General features: G+C 66.2%; 11 protein-coding genes and 2 pseudogenes. 3 read left to right on the plus strand and 10 right to left on the minus strand.

The annotated features are described in order from the left end of the window. Nucleotides 1-7: 7 nt before the first annotated feature. Nucleotides 8-607 (plus strand): annotated as a pseudogene (locus tag MFF61_RS22555) (IS630 family transposase); the annotation flags it as partial. Nucleotides 608-773: 166 nt separating this feature from the next. On the opposite strand, the gene MFF61_RS22560 reads toward MFF61_RS22555, so the two are convergent. The 3 genes from MFF61_RS22560 to MFF61_RS22570 all read right to left on the minus strand — a co-directional run bounded on the left by MFF61_RS22560 (nt 774) and on the right by MFF61_RS22570 (nt 2,583). Continuing rightward, nucleotides 774-1,097 (minus strand): hypothetical protein, encoded by a 324-nt coding sequence (locus tag MFF61_RS22560; protein WP_238239058.1) that lies wholly within the window; start codon nt 1,095-1,097, stop codon nt 774-776. An 18-nt stretch (nt 1,098-1,115) separates the two neighbouring features. Beyond that, nucleotides 1,116-1,517, minus strand: a complete 402-nt coding sequence (locus MFF61_RS22565) for a hypothetical protein (protein WP_238239067.1) — start codon at nt 1,515-1,517, stop codon at nt 1,116-1,118. 154 nt (nt 1,518-1,671) lie between these two features. After that, the gene (locus tag MFF61_RS22570) at nt 1,672-2,583 is read right to left on the minus strand and encodes a hypothetical protein (RefSeq protein WP_238239069.1); all 912 of its coding nucleotides are present in this window, start codon (nt 2,581-2,583) and stop codon (nt 1,672-1,674) included. A gap of 195 nt (nt 2,584-2,778) precedes the next feature. On the opposite strand from MFF61_RS22570, the pseudogene MFF61_RS22575 reads away from it, so the two are divergent. Continuing rightward, nucleotides 2,779-3,172, plus strand: a pseudogene (locus tag MFF61_RS22575) (transposase); the annotation flags it as partial. A gap of 217 nt (nt 3,173-3,389) precedes the next feature. Here the strand turns inward: MFF61_RS22575 and MFF61_RS22580 are convergent. The 6 genes from MFF61_RS22580 to MFF61_RS22605 form a co-directional block, all read right to left on the minus strand. Further along, a complete protein-coding gene (locus MFF61_RS22580) occupies nt 3,390-3,680 on the minus strand; it encodes a hypothetical protein (RefSeq protein ID WP_238239072.1) in 291 nt (96 codons plus the stop codon). Between the two features lie 140 nt (nt 3,681-3,820). Then, nucleotides 3,821-5,227 (minus strand): hypothetical protein, encoded by a 1,407-nt coding sequence (locus tag MFF61_RS22585; RefSeq protein WP_238239074.1) that lies wholly within the window; start codon nt 5,225-5,227, stop codon nt 3,821-3,823. Next, entirely contained in the window at nt 5,190-6,365 is a 1,176-nt protein-coding gene (locus tag MFF61_RS22590) for a glycosyltransferase (protein WP_238239077.1), read from the minus strand. The genes MFF61_RS22585 and MFF61_RS22590 overlap by 38 nt, the downstream gene beginning before the upstream one ends. Further along, entirely contained in the window at nt 6,362-7,921 is a 1,560-nt protein-coding gene (locus tag MFF61_RS22595) for a hypothetical protein (protein ID WP_238239079.1), read from the minus strand. Before MFF61_RS22595 ends, MFF61_RS22590 begins: the two co-directional genes overlap by 4 nt. A gap of 39 nt (nt 7,922-7,960) precedes the next feature. Continuing rightward, nucleotides 7,961-9,565, minus strand: a complete 1,605-nt coding sequence (locus MFF61_RS22600) for a glycosyltransferase family 4 protein (protein WP_238239088.1) — start codon at nt 9,563-9,565, stop codon at nt 7,961-7,963. Between the two features lie 229 nt (nt 9,566-9,794). Next, nucleotides 9,795-11,357, minus strand: coding sequence for a hypothetical protein (locus MFF61_RS22605; protein ID WP_238239090.1), 1,563 nt, complete (start codon nt 11,355-11,357; stop codon nt 9,795-9,797). Nucleotides 11,358-11,553: 196 nt separating this feature from the next. On the opposite strand from MFF61_RS22605, the gene MFF61_RS22610 reads away from it, so the two are divergent. Further along, nucleotides 11,554-12,144, plus strand: coding sequence for a hypothetical protein (locus MFF61_RS22610; RefSeq protein WP_238239092.1), 591 nt, complete (start codon nt 11,554-11,556; stop codon nt 12,142-12,144). A gap of 39 nt (nt 12,145-12,183) precedes the next feature. On the opposite strand, the gene MFF61_RS22615 is transcribed toward MFF61_RS22610, so the two are convergent. Then, the gene (locus MFF61_RS22615; protein ID WP_238239094.1) at nt 12,184-13,635 is read right to left on the minus strand and encodes a mannose-1-phosphate guanylyltransferase/mannose-6-phosphate isomerase; all 1,452 of its coding nucleotides are present in this window, start codon (nt 13,633-13,635) and stop codon (nt 12,184-12,186) included. Between the last annotated feature and the right edge of the window lie 359 nt (nt 13,636-13,994).

Genomic DNA, 13,994 nt, shown 5'->3' on the forward strand with positions numbered 1-13,994 from the left:
GCATACGAAGGTGGAGGACATCGTGGGCCTCTACCTGGATCCGCCGCGCCATGCGGTGGTGCTGTCCGTGGACGAGAAGAGCCAAATTCAGGCCCTCGAACGCACCCGGCCCGATCGCCTGCTCGCACCAGGACGCCCAGCCACGCGCACCCACGACTATGTCCGCCACGGCACCACGACACTGTTTGCGGCACTCAACGTGCTGGAGGGCACGGTGATCGGCCGCTGCATGCAGCGCCATCGCCACGAGGAGTTCCTGCGTTTCCTCAACGCCGTCGAGGCGGCGGTGCCGGCCGGTAAGGTCATCCACGTGGTGCTCGACAACTATCGCACGCACACCCACGCGAAGGTGCGGACCTGGCTGTCGCGTCACCCGCGCTGGGTGTTCCACTTCACCCCAACCTCCGCTTCCTGGCTCAACGCGGTCGAGGGCTTCTTCTCGGCGCTATCACGTCGGCGGCTGCGGCGCGGCACCTTCACGGGGGTCGTCGACCTGCAGGCCGCGATCAAGCGCACCATCGCCGAGCACAACCAGCGGCCCAGGCCCTTCGTCCGGACCAAGTCCGCAGCCGCCATCCACAACAGCCAAGCTGCACCATCAGAATGAGTCAGTGCACTAGAGAGCAGCGGGCAGTTGTTCGTCCACGTTGTCCCACTCGTCCGGTGCTCGCACCACCACAGGTGCTTCGAACCGTCATCTGACGTCAAAATGCCCGCGTAGCGCCAAGCTGAACTCGAATTTTTCGCAAATTTATTCCATAGTTTTGTGAGACTTACGCCGCCCCCTCCGACGGAATTGCTGATTCAGAAAGCGTTTTTACATGAAATCGGCGCAGCATTCCCTGCCATGCCACATCATCTCCCATCCAATAATCATCATGAGGCTTATTCACCACATTGCTTATCTCGTAAGCACAGATAGAGTTTGTCTCGTCGATAAACCCACGTGGCTTCTCATCCATTAAAACGTTCAATATTGCGAAATTTTTTGCATCGTACACATCGCGCAATATGTCACAAAAAACAACACATTCATCATAAGTTGCTCCGCAACGAACGTACAAAGTACTTAGATTCCGATCTGCATAGGCAGTCATCTGCTTATTGGCGAGATATTAAATCTTAGACGATTGCATCTTATATTCTTCAATGTCAAGCGGTTGGTCGATAATCAGATCGTGAAAATTATGTACGTATTTTATACCGAGTCTCTTGTGTTCAACAATTGACGGTGTCGCAACCTTTAAGGATTCATAATCAAAACAATCAGCAAAGCGTGTCCGACCTGTTTCAAGAACAGCAGTCATAGGCGTCACTAACCAGTCGAAAAAAAAGGCACCGTGAGGTTGTGTGACAGCCTGTTGGCTGAATAAATCGGTGTGAAAAGCGAAATCATTAGGATTGCTGCGCGAACTCTCGTATAGTCTTCGGGAGATCTGGTATCGAACGCGGCAGTCAACACCAAGGCTGATCATCCGGTCGAACTGAGTAGTCATCGTCGGTGGGGTAATCGTCACGGAGCGCCCTCGGTTTGGTGCACGGTCCGTCCAGACGTCAGGCCGACGTACTGGCGGAGGGCATCTACGACGGATATCATACGTTTAGCCTGTTTTGAAGCGGAGCACTGCCGGAGCAGAGCAGAGGAGCTAACTGTATCCCAAGCAGGCCGTTTCACTTTTCCACTGACGCCGCAGATGGCAATCGAGCCAGTTTTTCCACTTTGGGATTGTGGTGTCTGCCAGTGACTACATCGCGAAAATACGACGCGAATTTCTTGCTGAAACCATTGAGATGCACGAAGTCCAGCTCTACAAGATAACAATCAACAGAGATATAATGCGTCTTCCCATCACTGTAAATCATCTCATTCAAATCGATCTCAGCGGTCGATACTTTCTCATAATCCCATGTTTGTAAATGCTTCATCATAAAAGGAGCAAATCCGTAATTTGGATCAAAGGAATAGCAGCTCTCGCAGTAAGCTCTCAATTCTTCTGCTATATCGTATTTCATATTGTGCGACCAGTGCAAGTCGATAAACTTCCGTAAAGCGTTCATGTCACAATGCCGATCTCCCCACGGCTCGCTAGGAAAGTAGTAGCGAAAACTTTCAACAAATGCGTTAAATAGATTTTTCGACCATCCTGCGAAGAAAGTCGAGACCTTGCTCAAGCAAGCAAGGTCATAGCTCAACATGTAAGAATCGAAATTCTCAAGGATTTTCTTGTTCATTATTACAATATCGCTGTCGATATAAATAAATTTGTTAATATCGTGGCTGCATACGAAGTTGCGGATCACCAAAAAACGTTCGAAGCAAAATCGCTCGAAATTGGCATCGTACCTACTATTGTGCTTATAAACGAACTCATCACCCCAGTCTAGAGGCGTATAATCTGCAATGTCGAAATGTTCAGCACCAAATCTTAGCGCAGATGCCGCGTTTGAGGCATCGCCAAGAATTATAACACGACGCTCGCAGCGAGATAACGCCTCTAAACAGGCGGAGAGATATTCATGATCCCCCTTATGTAGTATGATAATTGGAATATTTGGTGGGGTACTTGTGATTTCTTCAGTCATATTTTTGACTCTCTATATAAGACGCAATACCAGTTCCACCATCAACAAGACTCGATACTGCGGCCTTTCCGATGTTCATCGGCAACAACTAGGCCATGACGAAACCATTGTCAGTAGCCGTGGCGCAACAGTGAGGCTTCGTACAGAAATGGCTAAGAGCGTTGGACAAAACCTGGGTGAGCGGGTTGGGAGGGCATGGACGCTCTCGTACCCGACGACCTCTGGGCGGTGATCGCGCCGCTTCTGCCACCCGAACCTGAGAAGCCGAAGGGTGGGCGGCCGCGCGCTTCGGATCGTGCCGCGATGGCGGGCATCATCTTGGTTCTGCGCACCGGCATGCAGTGGCAACACCTGCCGCGGTCCGAGGTGGGCTGCAGCGGCAAGGCGAGTTGGCGGCGTTTGGGGGCGTGGCAGGCAGCCGGCGTCTGGGCCGCCCTGCATCGTGCGTTGCTGGAGCGGCTTCAGGATGCTGATGCACTCGACTGGTCGCGCGCCGCCCTCGACAGCGCCAGCCTGCCCGCCAAAAGGGGGCGCAGCGACGGGCCCGAACCCAACCGACCGGGGCAAGCCGGGCAGCAAGCGCCACCTTGGGATTGGGATTGGGGTTGCCCGGTTTCTGTGGACGGTTACGGGGCTTGGGTGACCAGGGTCTCGGTTGCGGGTTTTGGGCGATGCTCCTGTTCGTAGACGACGGGTGAGCGGTAGCCCAGGGCGGAGTGTCGCCGCACTGGGTTGTAGAAGCCTTCGAGGTAGCTGAAGAGGGCCATGCGGGCCTCGGGCCGGGAGTGAGTGCGCTTGGTTCTCGCTCATGAACCGGAAGATCCCGACGGCAGAACTCCGGTCTCGCGCGCAAACCAGGCTGTCGCGCGAGAGAGGATGTCGCGCTCCAGCTTCAACTGACGGTTCTCGCGCCGCAACCGAAGCAACTCCTCGCGCTCCGTCGCGGAGAGAGCAGCCTCAGCGCCAGAGGGCTTGGCCTCGCGGCGGCCTTCCTGGCGATCGGCCTCGGCCACCCAATTGCGGATGGCTTGGGCCGACGGCTCGAACTCACGGGCGAGGTCGGTCGGATCGCGCCCGGCGCAGACCAGCTCGACCATCTGGCGGCGGAACTCCGCCGGGGACGGGGGACGGGTTCTCGGCATGGCTAAAACACCTCACGCGAAAGCGCTCTCGGTGTCCACCAATCCAGGGCAATCCCAACCCCACCCAGTGGGCAAGACCGTGAGCCGAGTCGCGCTCAGCCAGAAGGATTTTCGGACCCGTCCGCATCCTCTGCCTCCAACAGCAGCCTGACTCCCGTGATGCCGAACGACAGCAGCCGGGTGTCGGACGACGCCTTGTCGATGTCGCTTGGGCGCAGGGCACAGCTGGCGGTCAACCTCGCCACGCCGAAATGGCGCGGAGCCGGGAGGGCGAACCGGAGAGTGTAGCTGCGCCCGTTGATCAGGCCGAGCGGCTCGCCAAGCAGCGCTTCCCCATCATCAAGCGCCAGGAAGAGGTCGGGCCGCGTGTCGCCGACATACGAGAACACGCTCACCAGCAGGCCGGTCACGCGCCGGTCCGCGGCCGGGTTGAACAGCGTGGCGGCCTGCGGCATCCAGCGGAAAGGCGGCGTGTCGCCGTAGGCCTCAAGCCTGTACCAGTCGTCGCCGTAGGCCGCGTGCGCCGGCGCGAGCGGCACGATATCCCGGGCCTGCGGAGCAGTCCGCCCGCTGCGCGGCTGCCGGATGGTCTCGTAGAAGGTCCGGATCGTCTGATCGATCTCGGCCGCGGCGAGCGGGTCGCCCGGCGCCTGCGCGCCGCGGTCGTAGACGAGCGCCGCGAAGTATTCGATGACGTCGTCGAGGCGCGTCTGCTGGCGCGCGACCGCCTCCTCCAGGAAGCGGCGGTGGCCGGCCGCATCGATCCGCGCCCGGGCAGCGAGCTGCGCCACCTTCGCCTCCAGCCGCGTCACGGCCTCTGCCAAAGCATCCCGTTCGGTGCGGGCGAACTGGAGATGGGCGATCGGTTCGAAGCTCGGCAGCGTGTGAATGCTGAGGCTCGCGCCCGTCTCGGTCAGGTCGCCGGCGTCGAGGCTGAGCGAGATCCGGCAGGTGCTGCCGCCCTCGTCGCGCAGGCGCAGGGGCCCGACTTGGACCTGCCGCACGACCTCGTTGATCTTGGCGAGCAGCACCGGCATCGCGAGTCCGTTGATCGCGTTGGTGGCCGTGCCGGTCACGATCCCGTTCTCGATCCGCAGCCCGTCGCACGTTACTTCCCCGGGGCCGGCGAGCCGCACCGCCTCGGCCGCCGAGGCGACCGGGAGGGCGGGCGCCACGTCGAGGCCGTCCTCGCCGGAGAAGCGGATCTCGCACGGCAGCGCGACGAACGGGAAGCGCCGGATCGGGATCGCCACCTCCTCGCCTGCCGCGCAGGCACCCGGCAGAGCGCTGCGGCCGATCTCGATGCCCTCGACGAGCGCGAGCAGGGGCTCGGAGACGCGGATCTCCTCCCGGGCGGTCAGGAGGATCCGGCCGGGCACGATGCGCCCGCGGTCGAACGGGAACCGGTCGGCGGGCGAGGCGCCCGCCAGGGGCTCGGACGGGCTCTTCTCAGACGGGCTGTTCTCAGACGGGCTCTTGGCGGCCCTGGCTTCGGCGATCATGGCAGACATCCTTGATGGAACCGATCAACGTGTCGAATTGTCGGGCGACCTCGTCCGCGTAGGCGATGGCGAGCGTGCGGCTCGCTCCGGCCACCTCTGCCGCCAGCGACGGGCTCGCCGCGTAGTCCTGCATGCCGTCGGCCAGCGCCTCGGCAGTCGCGAAGGTGTGGAACGGGTGGGCGGGCCGCAGGCCCTCGAAGGCCGCCGTGGTGCCGATGACCGGCCGGCCATAGGAGAGCGCCTCGATCGTCTTGATCTTGAGCCCCGTGCCGCCGATCATCGGGTTCACCACGCAGGCGACGTGGTCGTAGAAGTCGCGCGGGTGATCGAGGCGGCCGAGTTCGAGCGGGGCGGTCCGCAGGCGCAGCCCGCTCTCGCAGATCGTCCCGGCGATGGCCCAGTTCCGGTAGGGGCGGGCGGCGAGCGCCGCGTCGAGCGCCAGGGCCGAGCGCTTGTTCCAGGGATTGCCGCTCGCGAAGTAGCCGAACGGCAGCGGCCGGTCCGGATCGGATGGCGCGAGCAGGAAGCCGAGGTCGAGGGGGTGTCCGACGGTCATGACCCGGCCCTCGAACCGCTCGGCGATCAGGGCGCTCTCCGCATCCTGGATGCCGATCACGACGTCGGCGCGGGCGAAGGCCTTGCGCTCCTCGGCCACCGAGGTGAAGAACCAGCGCGGGTCGAGCCCGGCCTCCGCCATCTTGTCGCGCCGGTCGGCGAACATGTCGTGGGTGTCGATGACCTTGACCGGGACGTCGCAGACCTCCAGCACCCGCGACATCCAGGTGTAGTTCACGATGATCGCGTCGTAGCGCCGCTCGGCGGCGAGCCGGTCGACGGCCTCGCAGAGCGCATCGGAACACCAGTCGTCGATGCCCCAGGAGGTCGCGTAGGATGGCCGGCCGAGCGGCCGGCTCGGCACGAAGATGAAGTCGTTCCAGGCCGCCCGCATCGCCGCCTCGGCGTCCGGGGTCAGCCCCTCCATCCCGTAATACACGAGGTCGATGCGTGCCCCGCGCGCCATCAATTCGCGGTTGAACGCCAGGAGGCGCAGCGAGTTGCCCTGGTTGGGCGGGTGGGAGGCCATGGGCGAGACGACCAGGATCCGGGGTCCTGCCCCGAGGGTCGCGGTGCGGCTCATCGGGCTGCGGTCTCCTGGGACGACGGGCGCGGCCCGGCGGGCGTCAAGGTCACGGCCGTGACGTGCATCGTGAGCAGGCGTCCGTCGCCCGGCGGCCGGACGCCCTCGCGGCAGCCGATCGACAGGACCAGCGGCTCGTCCGCGTCGCCCGGCGGGAGCCTGAGGAGCACCGCCCCGTCCTGGCCCGCGACGGCGATGGCCGCCTCGACGGCCCGGCCGTTGATCTGGAAGCGCAGCAGATCGCGGCAGCGGGAGGCGATGCCGGCATCGATGGCCTGGAAGGCGAGCCCGAGCGTCGTCCGAGCGAAGGGCCGGCGCCCGAGCGCGAGGCGCAGGATCCGGTCCGGGCCGCACCAGATCCAGGAATAATCTCCCGACGTCTCGGCGGTGCCGGAGGCGCAGACGAGATGCCGGGGCAGGAGCAGGATGCGGTCGGGGGCGGGCGGCGCGTCCGCGGGGTCGAGGGGAACCGTCCGCCGTCCCGGACCGACCAGGGCCGCGACCTGCAGCCCGTCCGCGCCGACCGGGCCAAGATCGATCCGCTCGACCCCGGCCGGCCCCGCGCCCGCAAGCGCGTCGGCGATGCGGCCGGGCTCGTCCCGCACCAGGAAGGAGCGCAGCGCCAGGGCCGGCCCGAGGCGGCGGGGCAGTCCCTCGCAGGTGCCGACATAGGCCCATTCATGCGCCGCGGGGCTGTGCGGCAGGCCGCCGACGAAGATCGGCTGGTGCCCGCCCTGCTGGTGGAAGCCGGCGTAGAACCGCGCCCGGTCCTCCCGGGCGAGCAGCGCGGCGGGCGCGGCGACCGCGGCCTGGGGCACGAGGCTCGGGAGGATGTGGTCCGGATAGGTGGCGTCGATGAAGCGGGCCTGCGGATCGAGGCGCCGCACCGCCGCGACCGCGCCGGCGAGGGCGTCCAGGGCCGGGTCGACCGGACAGGGGGCGGCCTCCCGCTCCCGCGGCTGCATCATCTCCAGGCGGATGATCGGCTCGATCAGGTGGACGGCCGCCCGGTCGCCTGCATGGAGCGGCGCCGCGAGGCGCCCCTCCCGCATCCCGAAATGCAGGTAGTGGACGAGGGGATGCTCGCCGGCCGCCCGGACGTCCGGATTCTGCTCCAGGTACCAGAGGGTGCTGAAGTCGGGGCTCGGGTCCCGGCCGTCCTGCACCCCGTGCCGGAGATAGTGGATCAGCGGGTGCTGACCGAACTGCAGCACGTCCGGGTAGCGCTCGGTGTACCAGCGGGTGTCGAAGACTGGGTTCGCCCGCCGGCCGGCGGCGAGCCCGTCGCGCAGGTAGGACAGGATCGCCAGCGTGCCGTCCTGCACGGCCTCCGGGTAGGTGGCCGCGTACCAGACGGGATCGAACAGCGGGTTGGGCCAACGGCCCTCCGCGGCGCCTGAGGCGAGGTAGTGGGAGATCGGCCCGCGGCGGGCGGCCCGGACGTCGGGGTAGCGCTTCTGGTACCAGGCGGCGTCGAACAGGCCGGATTCCACCAGGCTGCGGGCCTCCTCGGACCGGAACGCCCGCTTGATCGACAGGATGTTGCGCAGGGACACCACATCAGCCTCGATGCGAAGGGGAGCGCGGCACGTCCGTCAGGCCGCCGGCGCTTGGGGCAGGGCCGCCGGCGCTTGGGGCAGGGCCGCGGGCGCTTGGGGCAGGGCCGCGGGCGCTTGGGCCGGAGCCGCCGGCGCATGCCGCAGTTCGGCCTTGCGGCAGAGATGCAGCCGGATCTCGTAGGCCGCCCCCCCGGTGGGGCTCTCGGGCGAGACGGGTGCGGCGCGCAGGTGCCGGGCATCCGCGCCCTCGGCCAGCAGGGCGGGAAGGAGGGAATGCGCCTCGGTCGCGGCGGGAACCGGGCCGATCACGACCTCGATGCCGGCCGGATGCGCCGCCAGCGCCTCGGCGAGGCGCTGGCGCGCCGTGAGCGGATCGGGGGCGAGGCGCAGCGTGGGACGGGCCGGCGGGGCCGGCAGGGCGGGCGCGGGCGCGTCGAGACCGTCGAGGACCTCGCAGAAGCGCGCGACGTAGCGGTCCATCGACAGGTCCGTCGCCGCATACTGCGCGGCGCGCCGCCCGAAGGCGTCGCGCAGGGCGGGATCGGCCGACAGCGCGTTCAGGGCCGCGGCGATCACCCGGGGGGCGCCGATCGTCGGGATCTTGACCGCCACGTCGGCCGGAATCTCCTTGAAGGCGGCCGTATCGGAGACGAGGCAGCAGGTCCCGTTCCCGAACGCCCGCGCCAGCGAGCCCGAACTCTCGCCCTCCGAGGGGAAGCGCAGGTTCACCAGGACGTCGGCTGCCGCGATAGTGGTGTCGAGGTCGCTCTCCGACAGGTAGCCCGTGACGCGCGACACCGCCTTCACGGCCGGGAACCGATCGAGGAGAGCGGACAGAGACACCTCCGCCTCCCGCAACTCGCCCGCCTGGATCCAGATCACCGGACGGGCGCTCGTCTGGACCACGTGGTCGAGGGCCTCGATCAGCCACTCGTAGCGCTTGCGGCGGTGGACGAAGCCCGCCGTGACCACCACGAAGGCATTCCGGTCGAGGTTCAAGGCGGCCCGCGCGGCCTCGCGCGACAGGTTCGTCGGGGTGTAGGCGAAATGCGGAATGACCGACACCTTCGCGGCCGCCGCCTCGCCGTGGTGGCGCCGGATGAGCTGGCGGGCGTACTCGGAATGCACCACGATGGCGCGGGAGACCCTCAGAACCTCCGCCAGCGCGTCGAACAGCACGTGGTCGACCCGCGTCGGCCCGCGGCTCTCCGCCCGCACCGCACGGGCGAACTCGGCCGCGCGGGGGTTCGAGGCGATCATCAGGTCGTAGAGATCCTGGGTCCCGGTGCCGGCGACCTGATACAGGTACAGGATGCGCGGATCGTGCAGTACAACCAAGCCGGGATAGCGCAGAGCCGCACGCAGCACGAAGACGTGCCCGGGATTGTTGCCGAGCTGGTACACGATCTTGGCGCCCGGCGACAGATGCTGGAATGCGAGAGCCTCGTCGACGAGCGAGATCCCGTCCGGCACCTCGGCGAACAAGGAATCCGCGCACGCACTCACCCGGTACCGCGAGGACAATCCCGCCAGGACCCTGGCCGCGTAATCTGCGATGCCGTTGCGGGACGGAGGCAGAGGGCTGAAGAAAAACAGCTCCTCCTGCTCGCGGCGCTGCAGCTTGATTTGCTGGGCATCCATCAGCATCGATCCTGCAGTCGGCCGGGCCAGCGTGTATAACTCCGACAGCTGGGATGCAAGGCGTCCACGCTAAATTTCTCGACTGCCCGCCGAGCCGCACTTGAACGTCCAGCAATCTTCGGACCATCGGCCTGAACAAGTCGGCCACAGGGAGCGGTGCTGGGGGCCGGCCGCCCGGGACGGCTCGGCCGCCGCCCTTCGCCGAACCGCATCCGCGGGCCGCGGGCGCTCATCCAGTGCTTCGCCGGGACGGTTCGCCCACGATCGCGAGTCTCGTCGGCCGGAGCATGTACAGGCACGCTTCCGACCAGCCCTCGTACAGGGCGACCGGAAGACCCGCACGCGCGAACAGCGCCTCCGTCTCGTCGGTGGGATCGACGACGATCAGGACGGAATGCGCGCGCGACAGGCCGAGCAGGTCCGACGCCGTGGCCTCGGCGGACGACAGGTCCACGAGGCAGATCGACCGCGCCGCCGCGTTGCCGCCGCCGTCCAGTCGCGCCCGCAACGCATCCTCGATGCGTCGCCCGCGCTCCGCCACGACGGCCACGGCGGTGTCGTCCCGCGACAGCAACTGCCTGCACGCGTGCAGGCCGAGCCGCACCGGGACGTCGAACCCGCATGCGCTGCAAACGAGCCCCTGCCGGCCTCCCGACGGCTCGCAGTGGGCTTCGCCGCTCGCGCGGAACCGCGTTCTGCCGTCGCAGACGATGCAGTAGCCGGTCGGAGGCTCGTCACCCAGCAGCGCCTGTCTCACCCTGCCTTCCGCCTCCTCCCGGACGGCCCTCACGCGCGGGGGCAGTTCCCGGCCGGCGTCGAGGCGGCGCAGCGGCAGGTGAGGGGGAGCCTTGGCCTTCGGGCGGCTCGCGAAAATCTCCAGCAGCGTGTGCTCGTTCCTCCCCGAGGAGCCCGACCAATTGAATCCATAATCAAGACCTGAATAAAAATCATGGCCGTTCTTATAGATCAAACTCCTGTATTCTGCCAGCAAATTACCGACAGAGCCGAACGAATGCACATTGAATTCGTGACTATGCCTTGAGAACACATTGACGTCCTCGATCAGGTTGCCGCTGAAGTGAAAGAACCTCAAGGGCTCCTGGTTGACCCGCCACTGCGTCCCGCACTTGGCCAAACGTCTCTGGCTCAGGTTCCAGTACGCGGCGTTGTAGCCGGGATGCCGCAGGATGGCGGTGCCTCCGATCATCGCGGGCAGGAGGTCGGCCCATTTCTGATCGACGAACCGCCCGCGCGGCAGATCGATGATGCACTCGGTCTCCAGCCGCCGCGACCACCACGCCACGACCCGGCGCACCTCCGGCGTGTCGGCGAGGCAGCAGAAGCCGAGATTGTAGATGCCGTAGATCAGGAACATGCCGTCATTCATGTCGGCGAACTCGGCCGGCTCCGTGATGTGGGGCGTCAGGATGCAGGGTGCTCCCTCGTGCATCAATTCCTTGAGCTCGATCAGAGGAGAGCAGACCATGATGTCCGGATCGAAATAGGCGACATGCTCCCCAGGATGGCGATCGAAGAGATACAGGAACATGAACGGCTTGAGCGACGTGTTCAGCTCGGTGATGCTGTAGTTTTCCCGCATCATATCGAAATTCGGCACTCCGAGATCTTCAATATAGATGATCTCAAAGTCGAACGCGCTCGGATCGATCGAATCTTTGTGGTCGCAGAGAAGAAGATAGAACGTGAGGTCCGCCTCATGCGCCGAGATGGTTTCATACAGCGTCAGGGCGTAGCTCATGAAATTGGCAGAGCAAATCGTGAAGACTATCATTCGATGATCCCGACGCGTCCACACTGCCGGCCGTCGTCCCGACGGTGGCGCAAAGGCCATCCTGGGCCGGGAGATGGCCCGGGTACCTAGCCCGCAAGCCCCCGCAGCCCGGCCCGCTATCGACTGACGCCGGCTTCCTCAGGGCCATCCGGTCCTGCACTCACCCGACCCAGCCGGACTTGCCGCCCGGCGCTTCATGACAGCCCGGCTCGGCCCCATCAAGCCGGCCGCGATATCGCTGCGGTCGCAAAGCCGGCTGGTTCTCGGACGCCTATGGCTTCTTCCATCGTCCCAGGATGCTGACGCATCGATCTCGATCCCGGGCAAGCCCGGGATCGACGGGGCCGATGACCCATCTCACATTTTCGATGCCAAGCCAGAGGCTTGGCGACACTTCGAGAACGGAACCAACGGTCGTCGTCAACGACCGTTGGTATTCGTCCACGGTCCGCCGGATCGCCTCACGCCGCGCGAGGTCGACTGGTTCGATGGGCTCGTCGAGGGCGACCGAGCCTTCACCGTCCTGCGGGCCGACCTCTGCGTCGTCGACCCAGATGCAGGCGAGACATCGGCCGGCCATCGCTTCCGCGATCCGCAGGAGGCCGCCGCACGCGTTGCCGACCTGATGATCGCGCACGGGCTTGCCGGGGCGCCGACGGACCGCCTCGACCCGTCACCGGCCCGCCCGCCGCCCCGATGCGGCAGAGCGCTCGGCCGCCGGCTCGCGCGGCGTCTCTCGACGCTGATGCGGCGCGGCATCCGGCAGCCCGGGGCGGACTCCGGCTGATCGGACCGAGGCGACCGCGCCGGCGCGGCGTCCGGACCGTCAGGCGTTGTCGCGGCCGTACACGTCCTCGATGCGGACGATGTCGTCCTCGCCCGTGTAGCTGCCCACCTGCACCTCGATCAGCTCCAGCGGGATCTTGCCCGGGTTCGCCAGCCGGTGCACGCAGCCGATCGGCAGGTAGATCGCCTCGTTCTCGTGCACCAGCGTCACCGCCCCGTCCACCGTCACCTCGGCGGTGCCGCGCACCACCACCCAGTGCTCGGCGCGATGGTAGTGCTTCTGGAGCGACAGGCGCCCGTCCGGCTTCACGGTGATCCGCTTCACCTGGAAGCGCGCGCCGATGTCGATCCGCTGGTAGGAGCCCCAGGGCCGGTACATCAGGCGATGCGCATCCGCCTCGGGCTCACCACGGGCGCGCAGGTCCTCCACCAGAGCCTTGACCTCGCTGCCGGCCTCGCGGCTCGTCACCAGCACGGCGTCCGGGGTGGTGACCACCACCACGTCGTCGAGCCCCACGACCGTCGTCAGGATGTCGCCGGAGCTGTGCACGAGGCTGTTGCGGGTGTCCCGCACCGCCGCCCGGCCCCGCAGGGCGTTGCCGGCTCCGTCCCGATCCGAGACCTCCCACAGCGCGCCCCAGGTGCCGATATCCGACCAGGGAAAGCGCACCGGCAGCACGCCCGAGCGCCGGGTGCGCTCCATCACCGCGTAGTCGATGGAGATCTTGGGCGCCTGCGCGAAGGCGGCCGGATCGAGCCGCACGAAGTCGAGGTCGCGGCTGGCCTGCGCCAGGGCCTGCTCGGCGGCGTCGAGCACGGCTGGCGCATGCGCGCGCAGCTCGTCGAGCATCACGTCGGCACGGAACAGGAAGTAGCCGCTGTTCCACAGCGCTCCCTCGGCGATCAGGCCTTCGGCGCGCGGCGCGTCGGGCTTCTCGAGGAAGCGCGCGATGGCGTGAGCCCCGCTCGCGCCGGCCGCTCCGGGCAGCGGATCGCCCATCTGGATGTAGCCGTAGGCGGTGGCGGGGGCGGTGGGCGTGATGCCGAGCGTCATGATGCAGCCGTCGCGCGCCGCGACCGCGGCGGCCCTGGCCGCGGCGACGAAGGCCGGCGTGTCGCCCACCACGTGATCGGCCGCCAGGATCAGCACCAGGGCCTCGGGATCGCGGCGGGCGGCGTTGAGGGCCGCCACCGCGACGGCCGCGGCGGAATCGCGGCGCTGCGGCTCCAGCAGGATGTCGGCCGCCACGCCCACCTGGGCGAGCTGCTCGCCGACGGTGAACCGGGCCTCCTGCGCGGTGATGATGGCGGGCCTGGCAAACACGGTAGCGTCCGTCAGGCGAAGCGCCGTGGCCTGGAACGACGACCGATCCGCCTCCGCGAGGGGGATGAACTGCTTCGGGAAACTCTCGCGTGAGGCGGGCCACAGCCGCGTGCCCGACCCGCCGCAGAGGATCACCGGGTGGATCAGACTACCCTCTGAGACCGTCATCTCTTGCTCCGACTCGTCTGGCATCGCGCTTATCAGATTGATTTGGGCAGGAGTAGGGACTGGACGTCTACTCCTTGGCGCTGCGCAGTCCGCGACGGCGTCTCAGGACCAGCCGTCACCTCAAAGGCGAGCGTCGTCCGGCTGCTCATCTTGGACCCGACCTGCGGCGCATGGGCCAAGCCCGGTCGCCACGATGAGAAGGGTGACGGCGGGCTTGAGCCAGGATTCAGCGCGTGTAGATATATGTACCGCCATCACTACCCGGGCTGCCGCCCCCGGCACGACCGCACGTTTCGCTGATCCGGCAGAACGGACATCCACAAGTAAGCGCTCACGTGACGCCCTTAGCCCGATCCGCG

This window comes from Methylobacterium isbiliense (genome assembly GCF_022179325.1).
Taxonomy (GTDB): Bacteria; Pseudomonadota; Alphaproteobacteria; order Rhizobiales; family Beijerinckiaceae; genus Methylobacterium; species Methylobacterium isbiliense.

What these genes read in the sequence shown, in the direction of transcription:
- MFF61_RS22585 (WP_238239074.1), bottom strand. Translation starts at nt 5,227, where the DNA reads ATGATCGCCGAAGCCAGGGCCGCCAAGAGCCCGTCTGAGAACAGCCCG.
- MFF61_RS22570 (WP_238239069.1), bottom strand. Translation starts at nt 2,583, where the DNA reads ATGACTGAAGAAATCACAAGTACCCCACCAAATATTCCAATTATCATA.
- MFF61_RS22615 (WP_238239094.1), bottom strand. Translation starts at nt 13,635, where the DNA reads ATGACGGTCTCAGAGGGTAGTCTGATCCACCCGGTGATCCTCTGCGGC.
- MFF61_RS22610 (WP_238239092.1), top strand. Translation starts at nt 11,554, where the DNA reads ATGACAGCCCGGCTCGGCCCCATCAAGCCGGCCGCGATATCGCTGCGG.
- MFF61_RS22580 (WP_238239072.1), bottom strand. Translation starts at nt 3,680, where the DNA reads ATGGTCGAGCTGGTCTGCGCCGGGCGCGATCCGACCGACCTCGCCCGT.
- MFF61_RS22560 (WP_238239058.1), bottom strand. Translation starts at nt 1,097, where the DNA reads ATGACTGCCTATGCAGATCGGAATCTAAGTACTTTGTACGTTCGTTGC.
- MFF61_RS22590 (WP_238239077.1), bottom strand. Translation starts at nt 6,365, where the DNA reads ATGAGCCGCACCGCGACCCTCGGGGCAGGACCCCGGATCCTGGTCGTC.
- MFF61_RS22600 (WP_238239088.1), bottom strand. Translation starts at nt 9,565, where the DNA reads ATGGATGCCCAGCAAATCAAGCTGCAGCGCCGCGAGCAGGAGGAGCTG.
- MFF61_RS22605 (WP_238239090.1), bottom strand. Translation starts at nt 11,357, where the DNA reads ATGATAGTCTTCACGATTTGCTCTGCCAATTTCATGAGCTACGCCCTG.